The following is a 24,851-nucleotide window of genomic DNA, read 5'->3' as shown; positions in this document are numbered from 1 at the left end:
TCATCGCAGTCCCTTCCCAGCAGTGTGAGGTTTCGTGTACGAAGGCGCAGTCCAGGATCTGATCGACGAGTTCGGCCGCCTACCGGGCATCGGCCCCAAATCGGCGCAACGCATCGCGTTCCACGTTCTCGAGGCCGACCGCGAGGACATGGAGCGGCTCGCCGCCGCCATCCGCGCGGTCAAGGACAAGGTGAAGTTCTGCTCGATCTGCTTCAACGTGTCCGAGCAGGAGACGTGCAACATCTGCCGCGACCAGCGCCGCGACGAGACGATCCTGTGCGTCGTCGAGGAGTCGAAGGACGTGATGGCCGTCGAGCGGACGCGTTCCTTCCGCGGCCGCTACCACGTGCTCGGCGGGGCCATCAATCCCATCGCCGGGATCGGCCCCGACCAGCTGCACATCCGCGAGCTGCTGGGCCGTCTGCACGACGACAAGATCGAAGAGGTCATCATCGCCACCGACCCGAACCTCGAGGGCGAGGCGACCGCCACCTACCTGGCGCGCATGCTCAAGACGATCGGCATCAAGGTGACTCGACTCGCCTCGGGACTGCCCGTGGGCGGCGACCTCGAGTACGCGGACGAGGTGACCCTGGGCCGCGCCTTCGAGGGGCGCCGCAGCGCCATCGGTTAGGCGGTCCCGCACGGACGCCGCCGAACCGGGCTGGCGTCACCCTGGCGGACGCAGGCACCGCGCCGGGCGGACCGCCCGCCGCCGGGGACTTCTAGTGCAGTGCCTTGAGGCCGACCACACCGCCGACGATCATGGCCAGGAACAGGATCTTGAGCAGGGACACGGACTCCATGCCGGTGGCCATCGCGTAGACGACGGTGAGGACCGCGCCGATACCGACCCACACGGCGTACGAGGTGCCCACCGGAAGCTCCCGCATCGCGTAGGCGAGCCCGGCCATGCTCAGGATCAGCGCGACGGCGAAGACCACCGTCGGGGCGAGCCGGCTGAAGCCCTCGGACTTGCCGAGCGCCGTGGCCCACACGGCCTCGAGGATGCCGGAAACAACGAGTACAACCCACGCCATAGCAGTCTCCTACGGGCCGTCTTGTCGCACACCGGGTACGGCACCCATCGTCCGGGAGACCCATTGCGGGCTCCCCTCCAAGTTCTCACGCCGGGCGGAACAGTGGCAACCGGGGCCACGGGGACGGGCGCGGCCCTTGCCGCGGTGACGCACATGTAATAATATTCTTGCATATGTAACCGCGGACAATCCGCGGTGACCCGCTCAAGACGCCTGGGCCGGCACCTACCCCTGAGGAGACAAGACCGTGGACAACTTCGGAATACCCTGGTTCGCCTGGATCGCCATCGCCGCGATCATCGTCGGCTGCGTCAACACGATCTTCGCGAACCGCCGGTCCGCCGTGCCCGGCGAGGAGCTGAGCCTCCAGCTCGCGGAGAACGCGGAGCTCAACCGACGCCTGCTGGAGCGGCTGGACTCGCTGGACCGACGCGTGGCCGGCGTCGAGAAGACGCTCAGCGACATCCCCAACTAGCCGTGGGAGCCGCGGAAGGGCCGGAAACCGGCCCGCTCGTGGACCGGCTGGCGGCCGTGGCCAGCGCGCCGCGGATGCGCATCCTGGCCGCGCTGGCCACGGAAGACCTGCACGTGAGCGAACTGGCCCGGCGCATGGGAACGTCGCGCCAACTGCTGTACCTGCACCTGACCAAGCTGGAGCAGGCGGGCTACGTCGGTGGAACGCTGGAACTGGGCCCGGACGGCAAGGCCGTCAAGACCTACCGGCTCCTCCCCTTCTCCTTCACGGTGGACATCGGGACCGTCCTCGCCGAGGTCCGGGCGCACGACGCCGGAGCGGGCGGCGCACGGGCGCAGGACACCTGAGGGACAACTGCCCCGGATCCGCGTCGCCGTGGACACCGGCGCCTACTCAGGCGACCCGCGTACCCGCCGTCAGCCTGCCGGCCGGCGTCGCCAGCCGGCGCCGGCCCGACACCACGAGGCCGGATGCGAGCAGCATTTGGAGGCCCAAACCCAACGGCCAGCTGGGCGTCCCGTCCGGCAGCGGTTCGGCCCGCTTCACTCCGTCGATGCACGGCACCTGGTATGCGGGGCCGGCCTGGGAGAGTCGCACCGCCGAGCTGATGCTGGCCATCGGCCCATCGGAGGCCGTCCCGCCGAAGTCCGCGGCCGAGCCCTCATGGACGGCGCGAGTGGGGGCCGCGTCCGCCACGACCACGAAGGGGTTCGCCGCCAGCAGCCAAGTGATGCGCTCGGTGTGGAAGACGTCCTGCGTGTAGGTCGACCCGCTGCAAACGTAGTCGTTCGGATCCCATTCGACGCCCTGCGACTGCCGGTCGAGGTCCCGGAAGTAGGCGTCCTGGTCGGCGATCATGCGCCCCTCGGCGTCCAGCGCCCGCCCCTGCGCGTCGTACTCCACGGCCGACCAGGGGTCGTTGGGCCACGTCTGTTCGGCCACCCGGACCTCCTCGGCGACCAGGGGCATGCCCAGCCCAAAGCCGATCAGCGTCCCCAGCCCGAGGAGCGCCACCAGCAGGTACGTGGACATCACGGCGAACAGGGTGCGCGAGGCACGGGCGGAGACGCCCACGCCGATCGCGCAGGCCACGCCCAGTTCGACGGCGGTCATTCCCAGCAGCGCCGGAACGGCGGGCAGGTGGACGTCGCCGAAGGACATGGCCCAGAGGACCATGGGCAACGACACCACAAGGAACCCGAGCGACGCCACCCACGCCGCCACCCACTTGCCCCAGAGAAGTTGGCCGGGGGTCAGGAGCGTGTTCTGCAGGACCGCCAGAGTCCCCGAAGCCCGGTCTCCGGTGATGGAGTTGGCCGAGAGCGCGGGCGCCACGAGCAGACCGAACAGGAGGACGAACCCCATGACGAGTTCAAACATCATCTGCCCGACGCCCTCGCTGAAGCCCGTCGCGTAGGCGGCCAGCGCGGTGACCACGGCGATCACCGCGAACCAGGCAACCAGCAGCCCGTACCAGCCCCGCGAGCGCAGGCGCTGCTTCATCTCCAACTCGAAGACCGCCCGGACGCCCTGCCCGTAGGCCAGCCGCGTCGACGGTTCCGCGCCGGCGCCGGTATCCGGTGCTCGCGTGTCGGTGCTCATCGCGCCGCCTCCCCCGCCATCGTGCTCAGGTAGGTCTCCTCCAGGGCGCCGGACGCGGGAGCGAACGCAGTGACCGCGACACCGCCGGCGACCAGCCGCCGCAGCAGCTCGGCGGCCTCGGTCTCCGAGCCGACACGGACGACGGCCTCGTCCCGGCGCTGGGCCCGGTGGACGCCGAAGGGCACGGAGAGCGACTCCAGCCGGGCCGCGAGCCCCTGGCCGTCGAGGGCGCGGATGGCGTAGCGCCGAGCCTGCAGATCAGCCTCGGCCACGGACTGGCTGCGCACGGTCCGCCCCCCGGCCACGAACACGGCCCGGTCCGCCATCTCGTCGAGCTCGGAGAGGACGTGGGAGCTGACGACGACGGTGCACCCCTCCGCGGCCAGCCGGCGGAGCATGGAGCGCAGGTCGATCCGGGCGCCGGGGTCCAGTCCGGAGGCTGGCTCGTCCAGCAGCAGGACGCGCGGGCGGTGCATCAGCGCCCGGGCCAGCGAAAGCCGCTGCTGCTGACCGCGGGACAGCACCCGGCCGGGCTGATCCGCCAGCTGCGTGAGCCGCACCTGTTCGAGCAGTTCGTCGGCACGCCGGCGGGCGGCCGCGGCTCCGATCCCGTACATGCGGCCCACGAGGCCGAGGATCTCCCGGGACGTCAGCGACTCCCAGGAACCGAGCGTGTCCGGCATCCACCCGAGGATCGCGCGCACGCCACGCGGGTCGGCGACGGGATCGAGACCGTCCACGCGGATCGTGCCCGCGTCGGGCTTCAGCAGCGACGCGAGCATGAGCATCAAGGTGGTCTTGCCCGAGCCGTTCGGACCGATCAGCGCCGTGACCTCCCCCGGCGAGGCCCGGAAGTCCAGACCGGCCACGGCGCGCACCGCCCCGAAGCCGCGCTCCAGCCCCTCGGCCACGATCCCGCCGTAGTTTCCACCTTCTCCCACGTCAACCACCCTTTTTCCCCGTCCCGCACATACCAGCCGTTCCTGAACAGTAGCGAGGCCACGGCTCCCCCGGCATCATCCCGCGGGATGACCCGCTGGCCGCCCGGCGCCGGGCATTGTGACCCGTGCCGGTCACGCAATCGGGCCGCGGAGGGCTCCTCGCTAGACTGTTACAGCATGTGCCGAGCTCGACGGCACGCTGCCCACCATTCCCCACCCCCCTGGAGTGTGCGTACTCAATGAGCCTGATTGTCCAGAAGTTCGGCGGTTCCTCGGTGTCGGATGCCGACGGCATCAAACGCGTGGCGCGCCGGGTTATCCAGACCCAGGCCGCCGGCAACGACGTCGTTGTGGTCGTGTCCGCCATGGGCGACACCACCGACGAGCTGCTCGACCTCGCTGGCCAGCTGACCGACACCCCGCCGGCCCGCGAGATGGACATGCTGCTCTCCGCCGGCGAGCGGATCTCCATGGCGCTGCTCGCGATGACCATCAACGGCCTCGGCGGCAAGGCCGTGTCCTTCACCGGCAGCCAGGCCGGCATGATGACCGACGCGATCCACGGCAAGGCCCGCATCATCGACGTCTCGCCCCACCGCGTGCGGCGCGCGATCGACCGCGGCTACATCTCGATCGTGGCCGGGTTCCAGGGCATGAACAAGGAGTCCAACGACGTCACGACCATGGGCCGCGGGGGATCGGACACCACCGCGGTGGCGCTGGCCGCCGCGCTGCACGCGGACGTCTGCGAGATCTACACCGACGTCGACGGCGTCTACACCGCCGACCCGCGGATCGTGCCCTCGGCCCAGAAGCTCGACAGGGTCTCCAGCGAGGAGATGCTCGAGCTGGCCGCGTCCGGCGCGAAGATCCTGCACCTGCGCTGCGTCGAGTACGCGCGACGGTTCGGGGTTCCGCTTCACGTGCGGTCGTCGTTCAGCCAAAATGAGGGGACGTGGGTGCTGCCCAGCCCCGACGACCAGATCAAGATCGAAGAAGGAGAACCCTTGGAACAGCCCATCATCTCCGGCGTCGCCCACGACCGTTCCGAGGCCAAGGTCACCGTCGTCGGCGTCCCCGACATCCCCGGCAAGGCGGCGCAGATCTTCGGCGTCATCGCCGGCGCCCACGCGAACATCGACATGATCGTCCAGAACGTCTCGACCGCGGGGTCCGGCAAGACCGACATCTCGTTCACCCTGCCCGTCGTCGACGGCAAGGACGCGCTGGACGCGCTCCGCTCCACCCAGGCGGACATCGGCTTCGAGGCCATCGAATACGACGACCAGATCGGCAAGCTCTCGCTCATCGGCGCCGGGATGCGGTCCAACCCGGGCGTCTCCTACACGTTCTTCGAGGCGCTGCACCAGGCCGGCGTGAACGTGGACATGATCTCCACCTCCGAGATCCGGATCTCGGTCGTCACCCACGCCGACAAGCTCGACGACGCCGTGCGCGCCGTGCACGCGGCCTTCGACCTGGACGGCGAGTCCCAGGCGACGGTCTACGGCGGCACCGGCCGCTAGGCCGCCGGGGGCGGCGCGGCACCGGAGGGCACGTAGCCGCGGGCCTTGTCGACGACGTTCGCGAGCGGGCGCCCGGCAAGGTACGCGTCGAGGTTCGCGAGGAACTGGTCCGCCAGCGCGCCGCGCCATCCCTCCACGTCGCCGCTCATGTGCGCCGAGACGTGGACGTTCTCCATCGACCAGAACGGGTGCCCGCCCGGGAGCGGCTCGGCCGCGAACACGTCCAGCGAGGCCGCCGCGATCGCGCCGCGCCCCAGCGCCGCGACGAGCGCCGGCTCGTCCACGAGGGCCCCGCGGCCCACGTTGACCAGGTGCGCCGAGGGCCGCATGGCCCCGAGGACCTCGGCCCCGACGATCCCCCGCGTCTGGTCCGTCAGCGGCGCCGCCAGCACCACGTGGTCGGCCCAGCCGACGTGCGCGGCCAGCTCGGAGCTCGCGACCACCCGGCCGAAGTCCGGGTCCGCGTCGCGCGCAGTCCGGCCGGCGCCCCGGACCTCCAGGCCCACGGCCCGCAGCAGCCGCGCCGTCGCCCGGCCGATCCCGCCCGTTCCCACCACGAGCGCCCGCGACCCGGCGGTGCGCGCCAGTTCCCGGTGTTCCCACCGGCCGGCGTGCTGCAGCGACTTGCTGGCGTGGAGCCCCTTGTCGTGGGCCAGCACCGACGCCGCCACGAATTCGGCGATCGGCGTGTCGAAGAACCCGTGCGCGTTGGTGAGCACCGCGCGCGAGTCGCGCAGCCCGTCGAAGAGCATGGCGTCGACGCCGGCCGCGGCGACGTGCACCCATGCCGGAATGCCGCCTGGCCCGCCGCCGGTCCCGTCGGCGGGCCAGGCGTCGCGCAGCGCAGTGCTGAAGAAGTCCCAGAGGAAGACGACGTCGGCGTCCCCGAGCGCGCCGGCGAGTCCCGCGGCGTCCACGAGCACGACGTCGGCGCGCTCGCGCAGCGCCGGCAGGTTGTGCGGCGCGGGCACGCCGTCGGCGGTGAGCACCGCCACGCGCGGGCGGTCGCCGCGGAATGCGGCCGGGATGCGGGCGGGGTCGTGGGCTATCACGGAACCCACGCTACGTGATCGGTAGATTGTTGACAATCACTCGGTGTGGCGCGCACCATGGAAGCCATGACCAGCCTCAGCCCCCTCCTGAAGCAAGCGACGCCCGTCGTCGTCGACCATGCGCTCGGTTCCTGGATCTACGGGACCGACGGCCGCGAGTACCTGGACTTCACAACCGGCATCGGCGTCACCAGCACGGGACACTGCCACCCGAAGGTCGTCGCCGCGGCCCGCGAACAGACCGGCAAGATCATCCACGCGCAGTACACCACCGTGATGCACCGCCCGCTGCTGGAACTCACCGACCGGCTCGGGGAGGAACTGCCGTCCGGGCTGGACTCGGTGTTCTACGCCAATTCCGGATCTGAGGCCGTCGAGGCGGCCGTCCGCCTGGCCCGCATGGCGACCGGCCGCCCGAACATCGTCGTCTTCCAGGGCGGCTTCCACGGGCGCACGGTCGCGGCCGCGTCGCTGACCACGGCCGGCACCCGCTTCTCCGCCGGCTTCGCCCCGCTCATGGCCGGCGTCCACATGTCCGCCTTCCCCTACGCCTACCGCTACGGCTGGGACGAGGACGCCGCCGTCGCGTTCGCGCTGCGGGAACTGGACTACCTGCTGCAGACCCGCACCGCCCCGAACGACACGGCCGCGTTCCTCATCGAGCCCGCCCTGGGCGACGGCGGCTACCTGCCCACCCCGCCGGCCTTCCTCGAGGGCCTGCGCGAGCGCGCCACGGCCCACGGCATCCAGCTGATCATCGACGAGGTGCAGGCGGGCGTCGGCCGCACCGGACGCTTCTGGGGCCACCAGTGGTCGGCCGCGGAGCCGGACATCCTGGTCACCGCGAAGGGCATCGCCTCCGGCTTCCCGATCTCCGCCATCGCGGCGTCCACCGCGACCATGTCCAAGGGCTGGCCCGGATCGCAGGGCGGCACCTACGGCGGCAACGCCGTGTCCGCGGCGGCCGGCGTCGCGACGCTGGAGGTGGTCCGCGAGGAGTCGCTCGTGGAGAACGCCCTGCTGCGCGGGGAACAGCTCCACGCCGGCCTGCTGCGGCTCAAGGACCGGTTCCCGGCCATCGGGGACGTGCGCGGGGTGGGGCTGATGCAGGGCATCGAGTTCAGCGCGGCCGACGGCACGCCGGACGCCGCGACGGCCGGGGCGGTCCAGCAGGCCACCACGGAGCAGGATCTGCTGACGCTGACCTGCGGCCCGGCCGGAAACGTCGTCCGGCTGATCCCGGCGCTCGTGGTCACCGCGGCCGAGATCGGCCTGGGGCTGCGCCGCCTCGAGGCCGCGCTGGAGTCCGTCGCCGAGACGGCGCCCGGCACCGGACCCGCGTTCGGGCACGACGCCGGGTCCCGCCCCGGCGAGCGCGTCGCGGCCGGCGCGCGGTAGCCGGGGCCAGCCGTGACCGCCCCACCCTCCGACGCCGTGCTGCCTCGCGGCGGCCCCGCGCCAGACGACCGCCCCGACGACCTCGCCGGCGGGCCGAACCCCGGCGCAGCAACCGCCGGCGGGCCGAACCCCGGAGGTGCCCCGGCCGGCTCCGTCCTGTCCCGGCTACGCGACGCCGGCGTCGCCGCGGACGCCTCCCCGCGGCGCCTCGCGGAATACTCCTACGACGCCTCGAACTACCGGGTCCCGCCCGCCGCCGTCGTCTTCCCGCGCGGCACCGACGACGTGGTGCGCGCGGTGCGCGCCTGCCGCGACGCCGGGGCCCCGCTCATCGGGCGCGGCGGCGGCACGTCCATGGCCGGCAACGCGATCGGCCCCGGCGTCGTGCTGGACTTCTCGCGCCACCTCACCGCCGTCCGCTCGCTCGATGAGGACGCGCTGGTCGTCGACGTCGAGCCCGGCGTCGTCCTGGCCACGCTGTCCGCCGAGGTGGAGCGGCGCACCGGCGGCCGACTCACCTTCGCCCCGGACCCGTCGTCGAAGACGCGCGCGACCGTCGGCGGCGCGATCGGCAACGACGCCTGCGGGAACCACTCGGTGCGCCACGGGCGCACCAGCGACCACGTGGAGGAGCTCGACGTCGTCACCTCCGACGGTTCCCGGCTCACCGCCACCCACACCGGGGTGCGCGCGACCGACCCGGCCGACGCCCCCTCCGTCCGGCGCGCCACCGAGCTGACCGCGGGGCTGGCCGGGCTGGCCGCGGCGAACCTCGCCGAGTTCCGCGTCGGCCTGGGCCGGATCCAGCGGCAGGTCTCCGGCTACCACCTGCAGCACCTCCTGCCGGAGCGCGGCTTCGACGTCGCCCGGGCGCTCGTCGGCTCGGAGGGAACGTGCGCCGTGGTCGTGGGCGCCCGGCTCCGGCTCGTCCCGCGTCCGCCGGCGGAGCTGCTGGTCTGCGTCGGCTACCCGGACGTGGTCGAGGCCGCGCGCGACGTCCCGACGATCCTCGGCTTCGACCCGGCCGCCGTCGAGGGCATCGACGACGAGATCGTCGAGACCATGCGTTTCCGCCGCGGCGACGACACCGTCCGTGGGCTGCCCGAGGGACGCGCCTGGCTCTACATCGGGCTGGACGGCGCGAACCCGGAAGCGGTCGAGGCGGACGCCGAGCGGTTGCTGGCCGCCCTGCGCGCCAACGGCCGGATGGTCGACGGGCGCCGCGTCCCGGACGCGACCGAGCGCGCCAGCCTGTGGCGGGTCCGCGAGGACGGCGCCGGGCTCTCCTCCCGCCTGCACACCGGCGGGGAGTCCTGGCCCGGCTGGGAGGACTCGGCCGTCGCGCCGGAGCGCCTCGCCGACTACCTGGACGACTTCCGCTCCCTGCTGGCCGAGCACGGGCTGCAGGGCGTCATGTACGGGCACTTCGGCGCCGGCTGCATGCACGTGCGCATTACCTACGACCTGCGCAGCGATGCCGGACGCAGTGTGGTCCGCACATTCACCGAGGCCGCGGCGCGGCTGGTCGTCGCCCACGGCGGCTCGCTGTCCGGCGAGCACGGGGACGGCCGCGCCCGGTCCGAGTTCCTACCCCTCATGTACTCGCCGGCGCTGCTCGAGGCCTTCCGCGGCTTCCGCGCGGCGTGGGACCCGCACGGCATCCTCAACCCCGGCTCGCTGACCGAACCGGATGCCTTCGACGCGCACCTCGCGCTGGCCGGGGTGCCCGAACGGGAATGGCGCACCAGCTTCGACCTGCGCCCCCTCGGACGCCACGACGCCGGCGCGGGCCCGGTCCCCCCGGGCGGGGCGGCCACCGACGGCGGGGCGGCCCGCAACGAGCCCGCGCACCCGGAGACCGATGCCCCCGGCCCGCTGGACGACTGGGTCCACGCGCTGCAGGGCTGCATCGGCGTGGGGCGCTGCCGCGCGCCGTCGGGCGGCGTCATGTGCCCCAGTTACCGGGCCACCGGCGACGAGAAGGACTCGACCCGCGGCCGCGCGCGCGTGCTGCAGGACATGGTCCGCGGCGCCCGCACCGTCGACGAGGGCTGGCGCTCGGAGGAGGTGCGCGAGGCGCTGGACCTTTGCCTCTCCTGCAAGGCCTGCTCCAGCGACTGCCCCACGGGCGTGGACATGGCCACCTACAAGTCCGAGTTCTTCTCCCACTTCTACGCCGGCCGGCCGCGCCCGGCGGCCCACTACTCGCTGGGGTGGCTGCCGCGCTGGCTGGGGCTCGCCGGCCGGATCGCGCCGCTGGTCAACGCCGCGCTCGCGACGCCGCTGACGCGCCTGGCCCCGCTTGCCGGCGTCACGGCGCACCGCGCGATGCCGCGCTTCGCCTCCGCGGGGACATGGCGCCGGGAGCTGCGCGACGCGGGCGTGCTGCCCGCCGCCGCGCGGGGAGGCGCGGCGGACGGCCGCGTCGGGGGCGCCGGCGGGGACACCGGCGTGGTGCTGTTCGTGGACACGTTCACGCGCGGCTTCCGCCCCGAGGTCGCCGGCGCCGCGGCCCGCGTCCTGGCGGGCTCCGGCGAACCCGTGCAGTGCTCGGCGGACGCCTGCTGCGCGCTGACGTGGATCTCCACGGGCCAGTTGGGCACCGCGAAGCGCAAGCTGGCCCGCGCGGCGGCCGCCCTCGACGACGGCACGGACCGCCCGATCGTCGTCGTCGAGCCGTCGTGTGCCGCGGCCCTGCGCAAGGACCTGCCGGAGCTGGTCCACACCGACCAGGCGAAGCGCGTCGCGGCCCGCGTGCGCAGCTTCGCCGGGCACGTCGCCGAGCTCGCCGACCGCGGGACCCTGCCGCGGCCGGCAGTGCCGCTGCCGGAGTCCGTGGTGGTGCAGACGCACTGCCACGAGTACTCGGTGTTCGGCGCCGCGACGCAGCGCAAGGCGCTGGCCGCCGTGGGAGTGCCGGAGGTCTCCGAGGCGACCGGCTGCTGCGGCGTCGCCGGGAACTTCGGCTTCGAGAAGGAGCACTACGAGACCTCCATGAAGGTCGCCGAACAGGCGCTCGCGCCGGCGCTGCGGGCCGGCGGGGACGCCGTTCCCGTGCTGGCGGACGGCTTCTCCTGCACCCTGCAGGTCAAGCAGCTCGACGCCGCCCGGCGCGGCCGCCACCTGGCCGAACTGCTCGATCCGCGACACCCCATCCCCTCCCGAAGGAGCACCCCGTGACCACCGCGCAAAACCACGCAGCCCCCGCCGGCCTCAGCATCCTCCGTCCCGGGGAGGGCCCCGGGGCCGCCGCCGGCGCGGGGCGCTCCGAGGCCGCGCGTGCGGCCGTCGCGGCCGTCCGCACCGGGGTCTTCATCGACGGCACCTGGTCCGAGTCGGGCTCGGGCCGGCGCTTCGACGTCGTCAACCCGGCCACCGAGGAGGTCGTCGCGACCGTCGCCGACGGCGACGCCGGGGACGCCCGGCGCGCCATCGAGGCCGCCGGGCGCGCCCAGAAGGGCTGGGCCCGGACGCCCCCGCGCGAACGCAGCGAGATCCTGCGCCGCGCCTACGACCTCATCATGGCGCGGCAGGACGCGCTGGCGCTGGTCATGACCACGGAGATGGGCAAGCCGTTCGCCGAGGCCCGGGGCGAGGTCGCCTACGCTGCCGAGTTCTTCCGCTGGTTCTCCGAGGAGGCCGTGCGCATCGGCGGGGACCTGACCACCACCGGGGACGGCGCGAACCGCATCCTGGTCTCCAAGGAGCCCGTCGGCCCGTGCGTGCTGGTCACGCCGTGGAACTTCCCGCTCGTCATGGGCACGCGCAAGATCGGTCCCGCGATCGCCGCCGGCTGCACCATGGTGTTCAAGCCGGCCAACCTGACGCCGCTGTCCTCCCTGGCGCTGGTGGGGATCCTCGAGGAGGCGGGGCTGCCCGCGGGCGTGCTCAACGTCGTGTGCACCACGAGCGCGGGCGACGTCGTCACACCGTGGATGGAGAGCGGGATCGCCCGCAAGATCAGCTTCACCGGCTCCACGGGGGTCGGCATCCGGCTGCTGGAGCAGGCGGCGCGGCACGTCATGCGCTCGTCCATGGAGCTCGGCGGCAACGCGCCGCTGCTCGTGTTCGAGGACGCGGACCTGGACCGCGCCGTCGACGGGGCCGTGGCCGCGAAAATGCGCAACATGGGCGAGGCCTGCACCGCGGCGAACCGGATCTTCGTCCAGCGGTCCGTCGCCGACGAATTCGCCGCCCGCCTGGCCCGGCGCCTGGGCTCGCTGGCGGTCGGGGACGGCGTCGCCGAGGGCACGGAGGTCGGCCCGCTGGTGGAGGGGAAGGCGCTGGGGAAGGTCCAGGAGCTCGTGGACGACGCCGTCTCCCGGGGGGCGAGGGTCCTCTGCGGCGGCGGGCGGCCGGAGGGCCCCGGCTTCTTCTACAGCCCCACCGTCCTGGCCGGCGTCCCCGCGGACGCCGCGCTGATGACGCAGGAGATCTTCGGCCCGGTCGCCCCGGTCATCCCCTTCGACACCGAGGATGAGGTGGTCCGCTTGGCCAACGACACCCCGTGGGGCCTGGCGGGCTACCTGTTCACGTCCGACCTGGACCGCGCCTTCCGCGTCGGCGACGCGTTGGAGGTCGGCATGGTCGGGCTGAACACCGGGATCGTCTCCAACCCCGCGGCGCCCTTCGGCGGCATCAAGGCCTCCGGGCTCGGGCGCGAGGGCGGGCGCGTGGGCATCGAGGAGTTCCTCGAGACCAAGTACATGGCGATGCCCCGCGGCGGCTCCCGGGCGTGACGCCCAACGCCACACGCGGGGACCTTGTCACCGCCCAGACCCGTGGCTAGGATTGTCGACAATCTACCGCGTGAGGCGGATCATCGCGACGCCCGGCCCGCCGGGCGCGGTCCGAGCACCGAAGGAGACCCCGTGGACCCCACCGGCACCGCAACGCAGGCCTTTTCCGCCGAGGAGTTCGCCGGACGGCTGGCGGCGGTCCGCGCGCGCATGCAGGAGCAGGGGCTGAACGCCCTGGTCGTGACGGACCCGGCGAACATCTACTACCTCACGGGCTACAACGCCTGGTCCTTCTACACCCCGCAGCTGGTCTTCGTGCCCGACGACGGCGACATGGTCCTCTACGCCCGCGAGATGGACGCCAACGGCGCGTTCCGGACCACGTGGCTCGACGAGGCGAACATCGTCGGCTACCCGGAGAGCTACGTACACCGCCCGCACGTCCACCCGTTCGACTGGGTGGCCTACTCCATGCGGCAGCGCCACCTCGTCGCCAAGGCCGCGCGCGGCTGCGTCGGACTGGAGATGGACTCGCACTTCTTCTCACCCAAGGCCTACCGCGCGCTCTTCAACGCGATCCCGGAGTGGACCCTGGTGGACAGCTTCGAGCTGGTGAACTGGGTCCGGGCCGTGAAGTCCCCCGCGGAGATCGCGCTCATGCGCCGCGCGGCCAGCGTCACCAACCTGGCCATGCGCGCGGCCGGGGACGCGATCGACGTCGGGGTCCGCCAGTGCGACGTCGCCGCGGCGATCTCCCACGCGCAGATCACGGGCACGCCCGAGTTCGGCGGCGACTACACGGCGATCGTGCCGATGCTGCCCACCGGGGCCTCGGCGGACACGCCGCACCTGACCTGGAACGACGAGAGGCTGCGGCCGGACGAGGCCGTCATCGTCGAGCTCGCCGGCGCGGTCCGCCGCTACCACGTCCCGCTGGCGCGGACCTTCGTCCCCGGCCGCCCCGCGCAGCGCGTCCAGCGCCTCGCGGCGGCCGCCGACCACGGCCTCGCCGCGGTCCTGGAGACCGTCGCCGCGGGTGTGCCAGTCTACGAGCTCGCCCAGGCGTGGAACCACACGCTCTTCGAGTACGGGTACGAGAAGCCCTCCCGGATCGGCTACTCGATCGGGGTCGGCTACCCGCCGGACTGGGGCGAGCGGACCATCAGCCTGCGCAGCGAAGACCAGACCGTGCTGCGGGAGAACATGACGTTCCACCTAATGTGCGGCATGTGGATGGACGGCTACGGCTACGAGGTCTCCGAGTCCATCCGCGTGACGGACGCCGGCGTCGAGGTCCTCACCGACCACGCGCGCGGCCTGCTCCCCGCCGGGGCCGCCCAGCGCGCGGCCGCCATCCCCACCCCGAAGGACCAGCCATGAGCACGTTCACCCTCCCCCTCGCCGGCCGCGCCGGCCAGCTCGTCGGATCCGTGATCGATTCGAGCACCTCGCTGCTCGCCGCGCAGCGCCACGACGTCGTGCGCTTCGCCATGGGCTCCCCCGCCGCCGAGTTCGTCCCCGTCGGCGTCTTCAACGACATCGCGGCCACGGTGCACGACGCGTCCTCCTACGCCTACGGCGCGACGGAGGGCGAACCCCGCCTCCTCCGCGCCCTCCTCGGCCACCTCGCGACGACGCCGGAGCCCAGCTCGTCGGACCGCATCACCATCACCTCCGGCGGCATGCAGGGGCTGGACCTCGCCTGCAAGCTGTTCGTCGATCCCGGCGACCTCGTCGTCGTCGAGTCCCCCACCTACACGAACGGGTCGGCGACCGCGCTGAGCTACGGCGCCCGGCTGCTCGAGGTCCCGATGGACGCGGACGGCCTGGACGTCGACGAGCTCGAGCGCCTCGTCGCGGAGTCGGGGCGGACGCCCAAGGCCATCTACACCATCCCGAACTTCCAGAACCCGTCCGGCACCACGCTGTCCACCCCGCGGCGCATCCGGCTGATCGAGCTGGCCCGGCGGTGGAACGCCGTGATCATCGACGACGACCCCTACGGACTGCTACGTTTCGACGGTGAGGACCTGGCCGGCTTCCGCGAGCTCAGCGGCAACGATCCGCTGGTCTTCTCAGTGCGCACGTTCTCCAAAATCCTGGCCCCCGGGCTGCGGGTGGGCTGGGTCGACGCGGACCCCTCCCTGCGGCAACTCGTCATCAACGCCAAGCAGGCCATGGACACCTGCGCGAACGTCCCGGCCCAGCACGTCGTCGCCGAGTTCATCCTCCGCGGCGGCCTCGACGCGCACCTGGACCGGCTGCGCGTCGAGTACCGGCGACGCAAGGAGGCGATGATGGCCTCGCTGCACCGCCATCTCGCCGGACGGATCCGCACCACCGATCCCGAGGGCGGCTTCTTCCTGTGGGTGACCCTCCTGGGCGAGGACGCGGCGGTCGACACGCGCCGCCTGTTCGAGATCGCCCTGGCCGAGGGCGTCGCCTTCATCCCGGGCCCTGCGCTGTCGGCCGGCGGCCGGTTCGCCGACGCCTTCCGCCTCTGCTTCGCCTCCAGCGACCCGGAGCGCACCGACGTCGGGGTGCGCCGCCTGGCGGCGGCGCTGGACCTGGCGCGCGCCGAGGCCTCCCGGCCGTGAACGCGGCCGAGGCCGGGCTCCTGGCGGCCGTCGACGAGGACGCCCTGCTCCGGCTCGCCGCCGACCTGGTCGCCGCGGGCGGCGAGAACCCCGGCGGCACCGAGGCGGCGACCGCCGGCGTCCTGACGGAAGCGGCCCGGCGGATCGGGCTCGAGGTCGAGGTCGCCGAGGTCGCCCCCGGGCGGCCCAACGTCCTCGCTACGCTGCCGGGAACCGACCCGGACGCGGAGGGCCTGCTCTTCCTCGGCCACTCCGACGTGGTCCCCGCCGGGCCGGGCTGGAGCCGCGATCCGTTCGCGCCGCTGGTCTCCGGCGGACGCCTCCACGGCCGCGGATCCACGGACATGAAGGGCGGCCTCGCGGCGGTCCTCGCGGCGATCTCCGCGCTGCGCGCGTCCGGAACGCCGCTGCGCGGGCCCGTGACGCTCGCCTGCACGGTGGACGAGGAGGACCTCGGCCTGGGCATCCGCGCCCTGGTCGACGCGGGACTGGCGCGGCGCTACGCCGGCTGCGTGGTCGCCGAGCCGACGGATCTGGAGACCGTCGTCGCCTGCCGGGGCGACAGCTACCTGGAGCTCGAGGTGGCCGGGCGCGCCGCGCACTCCGGGCGGCCCTCGGACGGGCGCAACGCGATCGACGCGGCGTCGCGCATCTGCGCGCTGCTGCGCGAGGACCAGGAGAGGCTGCAGCGCGATCCCGATCCGCTCCTCGGCGCCGGGACGTGGAACGTGGGCGTGATCTCCGGCGGCCGCGGCACCTCGATCGTCGCGCCGTCCTGCCGGCTGTCCCTGGACCGGCGCCTAATGCCCGGCGAGGACCCGGACCTGATCCGGGACGGTCTGCTGCGCGGCATCTCCGAGGCCGGGATCGACGGCGGCGGGATCACGGTGGACGCCCGGGTCACCATGCGGATGCCCGGCTTCCGCACGCCCTCCGACCACCCGCTCGTGCGCGCGGCGACGCTTGCGGTCGCCGACGCCGGCGCGCGGACCCGGATCACCGGGTGGACGGCCGCGTGCGACGGCGGCTTCGTCGCCGAGTCGTTCGGCATCCCCACCATCGTCCTCGGTCCCGGCGGCCTCAACGACCAGGCCCACCAGGTCGACGAGTCCGTCGGGGTCCGGGAACTCGGCGCGGCCGCCCGCGCCTACGCGCTGCTCGCGCTCCGACTGCTCGGCACCACCCCATCCCGCCGGACCGACCACCGGCCCGGCACCCGCATGGAAGGCAGGACCAGATGAACGAGCAACTCCCCCCCGGGGGCGAGCCGATGGTGGAGGACCCCTCCGTCCCCGGCGCCGAACCCCAGACGCCCGAGGGCAAGAGCGAGCTGAAGCGGTCCATCCTCGGCTCGGCCCTCGGCAACGCCGTCGAGTGGTTCGACTACGGCGTCTACGGCTACCTCACGATCTTCATGGCGGTGAACTTCTTCGGCTCCGAGGAGGGCGACGGCGGGCTCGGGGTCACGCTGACGCTGGCCACGCTGGCGCTGTCCTTCCTCGTGCGGCCGCTGGGCGGGCTCGTGCTGGGGCCCCTCGGCGACCGGATCGGCCGACAGAAGGTCATGGTGCTCACCGTTACCCTGATGACCGTCGCCACCGGCGCGATCGGCCTGCTGCCCACCCTGGAGACGGTGGGCATCCTCGCCCCGATCCTGCTGCTGGTCTGCCGGCTGGTGCAGGGCTTCTCCGCCGGCGGCGAGTACGGCGGCGCGGCCGTGTACATGGCGGAGTACGCGCCCGACCGGCGCCGCGGGTTCCTGGGCTCCTTCCTGGAGTTCGGCACAACGGTCGGCTTCATCCTCGCCGCGATCGTGTGCACGTCGCTGATCACGATCGTCGGCGAGCAGGCCATGATGGACGGCTGGTGGCGCGTGCCGTTCCTGCTCACGGTGCCGCTGGGGCTGACCGCGCTGTACATCCGCACCCGCCTCGGGGAGCCCCAGGTCTTCTCCGAGGCCACCGAGTCGCAGGAGATCACCAAGAGCCCCATCCGCGACGTCCTCACCCGCCACTGGCGCCAGATCCTGGTGCTCATGGGCTTCGTGGTGCTGCTCAACGTGGCCTTCTACCTGATCCTCGGCTACATGCCCACGTACCTCAGCACCCAACTCGGCCACAGCGCGGCGCAGGGCAACTGGATGCTCGTGGCCATCATGGCGCTGATGCTGGTGGCGATCCCCCCGATGGGCTCGCTCTCCGACCGCGTCGGGCGCAAACCGCTCCTGCTGGCGGCGGCCGGCGGCTACGCGGTCCTCTCCGTGCCGGCGATCATGCTGCTGGGCATCGACAACCTGTTCCTGCAGTTCGTCGGCCTCGCGGTACTCGGGCTGCTGCTGGTGATCCTGGTGGCCTCCGTCTCCTCCACCCTCCCGGCGCTGTTCCCGACGGCAGTCCGGTACACCGGCTTCGCGATCGGCTACAACTTCTCGACGGCGTTTTTCGCCGGCCCGTCCCAGACGTTCGCGAACGCCCTGGTCGAGTCCACGGGGAACGTGCTGATCCCCGGCTGGTACCTGGCCATCGCCGGCGTCGTCGGCTTCGTCAGCATCCTGTGCATGCGCGAGACCTCGCAGGCGTCCCTGCGCCATGAGGACATCCCGGGGGACCCGGGCTCCGTGGGCTTCCCGAGCCGCGAATGGGTGCGCAGGAACCGGGCGGCGGCGGACGCCGGGAAGGCCCTGGCCGGCTGACCGCCGTCGCCCGTGCGGGGACCGTGCGGCGACCGGGTCCGGCCTGATCACGCCGGGTCGGGTCGGGTCGGGTCGGGTCGGGTCGGGCCCGCCCGGGCCGGGCCAGGCTATCCGAGCCTGGCCCGATCGGGCCCGGCCTGATCAAGCCGGGCCAGGTCGTGGACCCGCAGCTGGGCCAGGGCCAGCCGGGTCAGCGGGACCTCCATCCCCACCCGCTCGGCGACGGCCACGTACTCGCCGAGGAGGTGCTCGCCCTCGTGGTGCCGGCCGGCGAGCACGTCGCGGTAGAGGGACGAGGTGAAGACCGAGCCCTCCTCGGTGAACATCTCCAGGCTCGCGGCGTGCGCGGCCGCCGAGGGCGCGTAGCCGGCCGCCGCGGCCACCCGCTCGGTCTCGTCGATGACGTCCAGGATGAACTCCTTGCCGCCCGGGGCGGCGATCACGTGCCCGATCGCGCCGCGCATGAGGCAGGTGATGGTTCCCCCCGCCGTGATGAAGGCCCACTTGTGCCACATGGACGCCATGATGTTGTCCGCTACGGACAGGCGGAAGCCGGGCGCCGCCAGCTCCTGGCCAACGCGCGCGACCCGCTCCGTCGGGCGCCGGTCCTGCGCGCCGAAAGTCAGCGAGGCGTGCGGCTTCATCTGGAGGACCGCGCCGTCGGGCTGGACGGCGCAGACGACGCGGACGATCCCGCCCAGGACCGCGTCCTCGCCGAACCGCCGGTTGAGCCGCTCCAGGTGGGCCATGCCGTTGAGTAGCGGCAGGATCGTCGTGTCTGGGCCGACCGCCGGCGCGATGTCCTCCAGCGCTGAGTCCAGCGACCACGCCTTGACCATCAGCAGCACCAGGTCGTAGGGGCCCTCCAGCCGGTCGGCCGTGGCGGTCCGGACGGGCACCGTCTCGTCGTACCCGGGACCGTGGACCCGCAGTCCCGCGCGGAGTTGCTCCGCCCGGTGCGGATGGACCAGGAAGGTCACGTCCCGACCGGCCTGGGCCAAGCGCGTCCCGAAGTATCCGCCGGTGGCCCCGGCGCCGACTATCAACGTTCTCATGGCCGTTTCTCCTCTGGATCGGGGGTGGGTGTGGCAGGGCTGGAACGGGCGGGACCGGATGCGGCACGCCGGGACCCGGCCGTGCTGGCGGCGGCGCGACCGGACCCGGCGCGACGTCGTCGGCCGGGGCGCCACCTCGCCCCGGGGGCTTCGCGTGGCGCCCGGGGGCGCTCCCGGGGCGTGCGGATCCGCGTGCGGACCCAGTCGCTGGCGTCCGAGACGATCGTCTCGAGCGGTCCGCGGCCCATGCAGCTGCGCCACATGAGCGCGAACAGCATGAAGGAGATGACCTGGATCCACAGCGAGACCATGGGCTTGTCCTCGTCCAGCACCTCGAGGGACTCCACGATGACGTGGGCCGAGTAGAGCGTCAGGGTCATCGCCCCGATCGCCGCGAAGGGCGAGAACACCGCGCCTCCGCGGCGCGTCAGCAGCAGCATGATCCCGAGGGCGGCCACGGCCGCGCCCAGGTTGTGCAGGATGTTCAGCGGCGTGCTGGAGTAGGGCGAGACGGCCGCCAGCCACCACCACGTGGTGTCCGGCATCGTCACCCCGTCCGGCCCGTAGGCCAGCTGCCCGGCGATTTCCGCGCGCGTGTATTCCGGAGTCGCTGCGACCAGCCGCTCCATTCCCCCGGCGGGTCCCAGGAGGACCTTCGAGAGCACCCACATCGCGGCCGCCAGCGCCGTTCCCCAGCCCACCAGCGCCAGCGCGACCTTCACGGAGGTGAGCATCTGGCGGCCGATGACCATGCCCACGCAGATGTAGGCCATCCACATCAGCGCCGGATAGTAGCCGGTCAGCAACATGTCGACGGCGAAGGGCACCGGTTGCCCGAAGGCCGTGCTCAGCGTGTAGTCGGCCTCCGGATCCAGTTGCTCGGGGGCGGTGCCGCCCAGCACATGGCGGAGGACCGGCCCGAGGACGGCGAACAGCGGTGCCGAGATCAGCAGGAAACGGGACGAACGGCCGTAGAACGGCACGGCCAGGAGGAACAGGACGCCGAAGTAGGGGATGATCGTGACGATCGTGCTGTCCGCGTGCCCCAGCAGGAGGCCGACCAGGATGATCAGCAGCCCGCGGACCACCAGCGCCGCCCGGTCGGCCGCCAGGGTCCGGCCGTACAGCTGGCCGCGGGACCGCTTCTCCACGAAGGCGATGGACACCCCGGCCAGCACCGCGAACAGGGCGGCGGCCCTGCCCCCGAAGACGGCGAAGGCCAAGGTCATCACATCCTCGTCGTTGCTCTCCGGGAAGACGTGGACGGAGATCATGCCGATCAGCGCCACGGCGCGGGCCACGTCGACGCCGATCGCGCGCCGCGACGACGGAGCCGAAGGAACCCGCGGGGACGCCGCGGGCGACGGCGGGAGTTGTGGAGAGGACGCCGGAGCGGGCCTTGAACCTCTCATCGCGGACCTCGGGAATCGTCTCGGTGGCTTTCTGCTCGGCCCCCGACAGCGATTTTCTAACTCCGGCGTTACCGCCCCGTCACTGATCCGTTATCGGGCGCGCGCGAGGCCCCCGATGACGGGTCAGCCCGCGGTCGCGGCGGCGGTTTTCCGCCCCCCGGCGGGTGTCTTCCCGGCCGCGGTCTCCCGTCCGGCGCCGGCGCGCGCCGCGGACATCGTGGCCGAGATCTGCGCGACCGCGCCGTCCATGTGCCGGGCCAAGAGCCGGTGGAGCAGGGGCACGTCGGCGTCGATCATCGCCCGGGCGATGGCGCGGTGCTCGGCGACGCGGTCCCCGGGCGAGTAGCCCGTGTCCTCGAGCGCCGACAGGCAGATGCGCGTCTCCGTGACCAGCGTGCGGTGCATGCGGGAGAGCCGGGGGCTGTCCGCCAGGCGGACGAGCGTCTCGTGGAATTCGATGTCCAGCCCCGTGAGGTTCCGCGCGGTGGCGTTCCCCTCCGCCGCCAGGGCCTCCATGCGGTCCACGATGCCCAGCAGCGCCTCCCCGACCTCGCGGTGCCGGGCCTCGAGTTCGATGATCTTCAGGCACGCCGACCGCTCCACCGCGGTGCGGGCCAGATAGATGTCGGACACGTCCTCCGCGGTCGGCTGCACGACGAAGAGCCCCCGGTTGCGGATGCTGGTCAGCAGGCCCTCCTGCGCGAGCCGCTGCATCGCCTCGCGCAGCGGGCCGCGGCTGACGCCGAGCTGCCGCGCCAGTTCCGCCTCACCGAGCTGCTCGCCCGGCCTGAACTCCCCGTCGCCGATGGCCGCGCGGAGTTTCCGGGCGATGATCTCGGGCGTGGACTCCTGCCGGAGGGGTTCCAAGGGGCTGCGCGCGGGCATGTTCGGTCTTCCGGTTCCGGCCGTCCCGTGGGGGCGGCGTCGATGTTGTCCTGATGCAGACAATCCTACAAGGGAGTCCTCCTCCGCACCACGGAAAGGCCCCGACCGGCGGACCGGTCGGGGCCTCCCCCAGGCGCCGTGAGGGGCACCGGATGGCTACTTGCCGAAGGCGTTCTCCATCGTCGACTTCGGCAACTTCGCGAAGTCCTCACCCGTCACGACCAGCGGTTCGGCGGCCGGAGCCGCCGACGTCCCGACGTTGACCTGCACGGCGATCGCCTTCCCGGTCTCGCCGAGGACGACGGAACCGAAGTAGGTCCCGGTCGACAGGCCCGACCAGGCGGCGTCGATGGTGCTTGTGCCGCCGTTCGTCAGCGCCAGCGGATCCGGGGTGACCGTGAGGTTCCCGGCGTCTCCCTGGAGGGCGACGAAGTCCAGCGACGCCGTGGCCGGCCCGCCGTCGTTCGTCGCATACAGGTTGCCGATGATGTAGTACTGCCCGGGCGCCGGGTTCTTCAGCACGATCTGCTCGGACGCCGAGGCCGTCGCTGCCTGCAGGACCGCTCCCGTCTGGGCGTTGTACAGGGCCAGGTCCCAGTCGTCGGCCTGGTCGTCGGCGTTCACCGCGAACGTGGCGCTGGTGGCGCCGGCCGGGACGGTGACAGGCTTGAAGCCCGTGGAGGCGTTCGAGCCCAGGACCAGGGGCAGGCCCGGGACCTTCTCGATCACGGTGCCGTCCGCCTTGGCGAGGCCGTCGACGGAGAGGTCCACCGTCTTGTCCACGCCGCCGAGCACCTCGATGGAGCCGGAGCCCGCGGCGCCGCCGGAGAACGTGGCGACGCTCGGGGCGACCACGGTCACCGGACGGACGGACACCGGGCTGGTGACCGAGATGCCCCGGCCCTTGCCCGCGAAGTCCCAGGTGAGGGAACCGTGCGTGAACTTCTCCGCCGCTGCGGTGGCGTTCCTGAACGTGACCTTGAAGCTCTTGGTCTCGCCCGGCTTGAACGTCAGCTTGGACGGCGTGACCTTGACGTCGACGCCCGGCACGTTCGCGGACGCCGTGTACTTGCCCGGCACCAGGGCGGTGACGCTGCGGGTCACCGTGATCTCGCCGGCGAGCCCGCCGAGGGCGTAGGACGCGACGTTCATGTCGCGGGCCTGGATCTCGCCGTTGATCAGCGCGTTCCAGTCCTCGACGTCGTGGTCGTAGACCAGGCCGGGGTTGGCCATGGCCTTCGGGTCGACCATGCCGGCGCCCGTGGCGAAGTTGTCCGTGTCGGCGGAGCCGTCGGCGGTCACCGCGTCGTTGGCCGTGGTCATCATGGCGGACTTCACCGCGGCCGGGGACCACAGCGGGTTCTTGCCCAGCATCAGCGCGCCGAAGCCGGCGACGTGCGGCGCGGACATGGAGGTTCCGGACATGAAGCCGTAGTTGTTGCCCGCATAGGCGGCGGGCACGACGCCGGCCAGCACGTTGACCCCCGGGGCGGCGACGTCGGGCTTGAGCAGGTCCGAATTCGCGGCCAGGCTGGGACCGCGCGAGGAGAACGCGGCGATCTGCGGGAACGTGGTCGCCGGCAGGTCGGTGGTGTCCGTGTTGCGCAGGGCCGCCGTGATGCCGGGGTTGGCGGCGATCTGGTCCTTGATCTCCGTGCCGGTGATGTGCACGGTCGGGACTGCGTGCATGTCGGAGTCCTCGGATCCCGCCGTGACATTCACGAGCACCATGCCCACGGCGCCGGCGTCGCCGACCACCGTCGACTTCTCGGCGCGGGCGTTCTCGCCGCGGTCGCAGACGACGATCTTGCCGTCGGCCTTCGCGGGGTCGATGGTGCCGGGCAGGCAGAGGTTCGCCTTGGCGGCGCCGGCGAGCGCGGCGTCGGCCGCGAGCACCAGCTCGGTCTGCTCGACCTCGCGCGGGGCGATCGAGACGCCGCGGTACTTGGTGCCGTCCTCCATCTCGACGGTGCCGTTCAGCCCGCTGGTGAACGTGGCGGCGGCGACGGTGGTCAGCCACGGCGAGGCGTGGTTGACGGTGCTCACGGTGGGGCCGGAGTTGCCGGCCGAGGCGGCGACGAAGACGCCGGCGGCGGCGGCGTTCTTGAAGGCCATGGCGACCGGGTCGACGAAGCTGTTGTTGTTGCCGGAGATCGAGTAGTTCAGCACGTCGACGCCGTCGACGATGGCCGCCTCGATGGCCTGGACGGACGCGGAGCTGTAGCAGCCGCCCGTGTTCGGGTCCTTGTCCTCCCAGCAGACCTTGTAGACGGAGACCTTGGCCGAGGGCGCGACGCCGGAGCCGGACCCGAAGTCGCGGCCGTCGACGACCTGCTTGACGTTGTTGTTTCCCGCGGCGGTCGAGGCCGTATGCGTGCCGTGGCTTCCGATGTCGACCGGGGAGATGACTTCCTCCTCGGCACGGTTGGCCTCGGGGACGTACGTCGTGAAGTCGTCCGCGAAGTAGCGGGCGGAGACCACCTTGTCGTTGCACAGGGAGCCGTCGAAGTCCTCGCCGACCTGGCATTCGCCCTTGAAGGTGGTGCCGTCGGACTTGAGCATGGCGATCTGGCCGTCCGCGGCGCGATACGGCACACCGACGGCCGGGCTGGCGCCCGGCGCCAGGGGCCTGACGGGCGCGCCCGCGAGGAACGCGTTGCCGGGCTCGTAGCCGGTGTCGATGACGCCGACGACGACGCCCTTGCCGGCGAATCCTTCGCCGCCGTAGGTGGTGTCCCACGTGCCGCCCTTGCCGCGGAGCTCCAGGAAATCGGTGGACGAGTAGTCCGGCGCGTACTGGACGTTCTCGGAGACGGACAGGACGTTCTTGTCCTTCGCGAGTTCCGCGGCCTGCTCGGCCGTGAGATCCGCCTGGAACCCGTTGACCGCGGTGGTGAAGGTGCGCTCCGCGGACACGCTCTGGGTGGCCGCGACGGCCTTCTGGCGCTTCTTCAGGTGCGCCTCGTAGGCCTTGACGTTCGGCGCGCGCATGTCCAGCTTCTTGCCCTTGGCCGGCTTCGTCGCCGCGATGCCGGCGACACCGCCGTCGTAGCTGGCGACCGGATCGGCCTTGAGCAGAACGATGTAGTTGCCGTCCTTGAAGGACTCGAGCGCCGGGGGCGCGCTCTCGACGGTATCGGTGAGGGGGGCGCCGACGGCCTGTTGGGCTCCGAGGCCCATCGTGACCAGCAGCGGCAGGCCCATGGCCACCGCGGTGACGGCGCGCCACTTGGGCAGCCGTCCCCCCTGGCCTGAGACGTGATTCATGAGAAGTACCTTTCGTGGGTGCGGTGGCAACGCGTTCGGTGGGAACGCCATCCCCCGCGGCTTACCACGGTGACCCAACTCACACGCGGGGGATATGAAAGGAACCTATCGCAATGTCACCGGAAATGAAATGACTTCTTGACACTTTTGGTCCAATTTCCACAACGTCA

At 72.4% G+C, this 24,851-nt stretch carries 19 protein-coding genes and 1 riboswitch; of the genes, 11 read left to right on the top strand and 8 right to left on the bottom strand.

Translation table 11 applies throughout. The features are described 5' to 3' along the window. Positions 1–34 precede the first annotated feature (34 nt). Positions 35–634, top strand: a complete 600-nt coding sequence (recR, locus tag ACETWP_RS08655) for a recombination mediator RecR (RefSeq protein WP_373971826.1) — start codon at positions 35–37, stop codon at positions 632–634. 91 nt (positions 635–725) lie between these two features. Here recR and ACETWP_RS08650 read toward each other — a convergent pair whose 3' ends face one another. Further along, positions 726–1,040, bottom strand: coding sequence for a DMT family transporter (locus ACETWP_RS08650; protein ID WP_373971825.1), 315 nt, complete (start codon positions 1,038–1,040; stop codon positions 726–728). A gap of 10 nt (positions 1,041–1,050) precedes the next feature. After that, a riboswitch (guanidine-III (ykkC-III) riboswitch) is annotated at positions 1,051–1,116 on the bottom strand. Between the two features lie 171 nt (positions 1,117–1,287). Between ACETWP_RS08650 and ACETWP_RS08645 the strand changes: the two genes are divergently transcribed. After that, positions 1,288–1,515 carry a hypothetical protein gene (locus ACETWP_RS08645; protein ID WP_373971824.1) on the top strand — a complete coding sequence of 76 codons (228 nt, stop codon included), beginning with the start codon at positions 1,288–1,290 and terminating at the stop codon, positions 1,513–1,515. 2 nt (positions 1,516–1,517) lie between these two features. Beyond that, positions 1,518–1,862 carry an ArsR/SmtB family transcription factor gene (locus ACETWP_RS08640; protein ID WP_373971823.1) on the top strand — a complete coding sequence of 115 codons (345 nt, stop codon included), beginning with the start codon at positions 1,518–1,520 and terminating at the stop codon, positions 1,860–1,862. 46 nt (positions 1,863–1,908) lie between these two features. Here the strand turns inward: ACETWP_RS08640 and ACETWP_RS08635 are convergent, their stop codons facing one another. Together ACETWP_RS08635 and ACETWP_RS08630 are read right to left on the bottom strand one after the other, a co-directional pair. After that, complete coding sequence (locus tag ACETWP_RS08635; RefSeq protein ID WP_373971822.1) at positions 1,909–3,117, bottom strand: ABC transporter permease; 1,209 nt, start codon at positions 3,115–3,117, stop codon at positions 1,909–1,911. Continuing rightward, positions 3,114–4,058 carry an ABC transporter ATP-binding protein gene (locus ACETWP_RS08630; protein WP_373971821.1) on the bottom strand — a complete coding sequence of 315 codons (945 nt, stop codon included), beginning with the start codon at positions 4,056–4,058 and terminating at the stop codon, positions 3,114–3,116. Before ACETWP_RS08630 ends, ACETWP_RS08635 begins: the two co-directional genes overlap by 4 nt. Before the next feature lie 239 nt (positions 4,059–4,297). On the opposite strand from ACETWP_RS08630, the gene ACETWP_RS08625 reads away from it, so the two are divergent. Beyond that, positions 4,298–5,584, top strand: a complete 1,287-nt coding sequence (locus ACETWP_RS08625; protein ID WP_373971820.1) for an aspartate kinase — start codon at positions 4,298–4,300, stop codon at positions 5,582–5,584. On the opposite strand, the gene ACETWP_RS08620 is transcribed toward ACETWP_RS08625, so the two are convergent. Then, on the bottom strand, positions 5,581–6,633 hold the full coding sequence (locus tag ACETWP_RS08620; RefSeq protein WP_373971859.1) for a D-2-hydroxyacid dehydrogenase: 1,053 nt from the start codon (positions 6,631–6,633) through the stop codon (positions 5,581–5,583). The two genes, ACETWP_RS08625 and ACETWP_RS08620, sit on opposite strands and share 4 nt — an antisense overlap. A 69-nt stretch (positions 6,634–6,702) precedes the next feature. On the opposite strand from ACETWP_RS08620, the gene ACETWP_RS08615 reads away from it, so the two are divergent. The 7 genes from ACETWP_RS08615 to ACETWP_RS08585 all read left to right on the top strand — a co-directional run bounded on the left by ACETWP_RS08615 (position 6,703) and on the right by ACETWP_RS08585 (position 18,062). Further along, positions 6,703–8,034: an aspartate aminotransferase family protein gene (locus ACETWP_RS08615; protein ID WP_373971858.1), complete on the top strand. Its 1,332-nt coding sequence runs from the start codon at positions 6,703–6,705 to the stop codon at positions 8,032–8,034. Positions 8,035–8,190: 156 nt separating this feature from the next. Next, complete coding sequence (locus ACETWP_RS08610) at positions 8,191–11,214, top strand: FAD-binding and (Fe-S)-binding domain-containing protein (RefSeq protein WP_373971857.1); 3,024 nt, start codon at positions 8,191–8,193, stop codon at positions 11,212–11,214. Between the two features lie 134 nt (positions 11,215–11,348). Next, a complete protein-coding gene (locus ACETWP_RS08605; RefSeq protein WP_373971856.1) occupies positions 11,349–12,773 on the top strand; it encodes an NAD-dependent succinate-semialdehyde dehydrogenase in 1,425 nt (474 codons plus the stop codon). Positions 12,774–12,905: 132 nt separating this feature from the next. Further along, entirely contained in the window at positions 12,906–14,153 is a 1,248-nt protein-coding gene (locus ACETWP_RS08600) for a M24 family metallopeptidase (RefSeq protein ID WP_373971819.1), read from the top strand. After that, positions 14,150–15,370: an aminotransferase-like domain-containing protein gene (locus ACETWP_RS08595; RefSeq protein WP_373971818.1), complete on the top strand. Its 1,221-nt coding sequence runs from the start codon at positions 14,150–14,152 to the stop codon at positions 15,368–15,370. Before ACETWP_RS08600 ends, ACETWP_RS08595 begins: the two co-directional genes overlap by 4 nt. Further along, positions 15,367–16,611 (top strand): M20 family metallopeptidase, encoded by a 1,245-nt coding sequence (locus ACETWP_RS08590; protein ID WP_373971817.1) that lies wholly within the window; start codon positions 15,367–15,369, stop codon positions 16,609–16,611. The genes ACETWP_RS08595 and ACETWP_RS08590 overlap by 4 nt, the downstream gene beginning before the upstream one ends. Next, positions 16,608–18,062 (top strand): MFS transporter, encoded by a 1,455-nt coding sequence (locus tag ACETWP_RS08585; RefSeq protein ID WP_373971816.1) that lies wholly within the window; start codon positions 16,608–16,610, stop codon positions 18,060–18,062. Before ACETWP_RS08590 ends, ACETWP_RS08585 begins: the two co-directional genes overlap by 4 nt. Before the next feature lie 107 nt (positions 18,063–18,169). Here ACETWP_RS08585 and ACETWP_RS08580 read toward each other — a convergent pair whose 3' ends face one another. The 4 genes from ACETWP_RS08580 to ACETWP_RS08565 all read right to left on the bottom strand — a co-directional run bounded on the left by ACETWP_RS08580 (position 18,170) and on the right by ACETWP_RS08565 (position 24,681). Continuing rightward, the gene (locus tag ACETWP_RS08580; protein WP_373971815.1) at positions 18,170–19,117 is read right to left on the bottom strand and encodes a ketopantoate reductase family protein; all 948 of its coding nucleotides are present in this window, start codon (positions 19,115–19,117) and stop codon (positions 18,170–18,172) included. Beyond that, positions 19,114–20,529 carry a heparan-alpha-glucosaminide N-acetyltransferase domain-containing protein gene (locus tag ACETWP_RS08575; protein ID WP_373971814.1) on the bottom strand — a complete coding sequence of 472 codons (1,416 nt, stop codon included), beginning with the start codon at positions 20,527–20,529 and terminating at the stop codon, positions 19,114–19,116. Before ACETWP_RS08575 ends, ACETWP_RS08580 begins: the two co-directional genes overlap by 4 nt. 123 nt (positions 20,530–20,652) lie before the next feature. Then, positions 20,653–21,414: a GntR family transcriptional regulator gene (locus ACETWP_RS08570; protein ID WP_373971813.1), complete on the bottom strand. Its 762-nt coding sequence runs from the start codon at positions 21,412–21,414 to the stop codon at positions 20,653–20,655. Between the two features lie 156 nt (positions 21,415–21,570). Next, positions 21,571–24,681: a S8 family serine peptidase gene (locus tag ACETWP_RS08565; protein WP_373971812.1), complete on the bottom strand. Its 3,111-nt coding sequence runs from the start codon at positions 24,679–24,681 to the stop codon at positions 21,571–21,573. Positions 24,682–24,851: the final 170 nt, after the last annotated feature.

This window comes from Arthrobacter halodurans, from assembly GCF_041877255.1.
Classification (GTDB): Bacteria; Actinomycetota; Actinomycetes; order Actinomycetales; family Micrococcaceae; genus Arthrobacter_N; species Arthrobacter_N halodurans.
The sequence above is the reverse complement of the archived record's forward strand: the minus strand, read 5'-3'. Positions and strand labels throughout refer to the sequence as shown.

Coding starts and splice junctions, on each gene's coding strand:
- ACETWP_RS08650 (WP_373971825.1), bottom strand. CDS start 1,040: ATGGCGTGGGTTGTACTCGTTGTTTCCGGCATCCTCGAGGCCGTGTGG.
- ACETWP_RS08635 (WP_373971822.1), bottom strand. CDS start 3,117: ATGAGCACCGACACGCGAGCACCGGATACCGGCGCCGGCGCGGAACCG.
- ACETWP_RS08625 (WP_373971820.1), top strand. CDS start 4,298: ATGAGCCTGATTGTCCAGAAGTTCGGCGGTTCCTCGGTGTCGGATGCC.
- ACETWP_RS08615 (WP_373971858.1), top strand. CDS start 6,703: ATGACCAGCCTCAGCCCCCTCCTGAAGCAAGCGACGCCCGTCGTCGTC.
- ACETWP_RS08595 (WP_373971818.1), top strand. CDS start 14,150: ATGAGCACGTTCACCCTCCCCCTCGCCGGCCGCGCCGGCCAGCTCGTC.
- ACETWP_RS08585 (WP_373971816.1), top strand. CDS start 16,608: ATGAACGAGCAACTCCCCCCCGGGGGCGAGCCGATGGTGGAGGACCCC.
- ACETWP_RS08580 (WP_373971815.1), bottom strand. CDS start 19,117: ATGAGAACGTTGATAGTCGGCGCCGGGGCCACCGGCGGATACTTCGGG.
- ACETWP_RS08575 (WP_373971814.1), bottom strand. CDS start 20,529: ATGAGAGGTTCAAGGCCCGCTCCGGCGTCCTCTCCACAACTCCCGCCG.
- ACETWP_RS08570 (WP_373971813.1), bottom strand. CDS start 21,414: ATGCCCGCGCGCAGCCCCTTGGAACCCCTCCGGCAGGAGTCCACGCCC.
- ACETWP_RS08565 (WP_373971812.1), bottom strand. CDS start 24,681: ATGAATCACGTCTCAGGCCAGGGGGGACGGCTGCCCAAGTGGCGCGCC.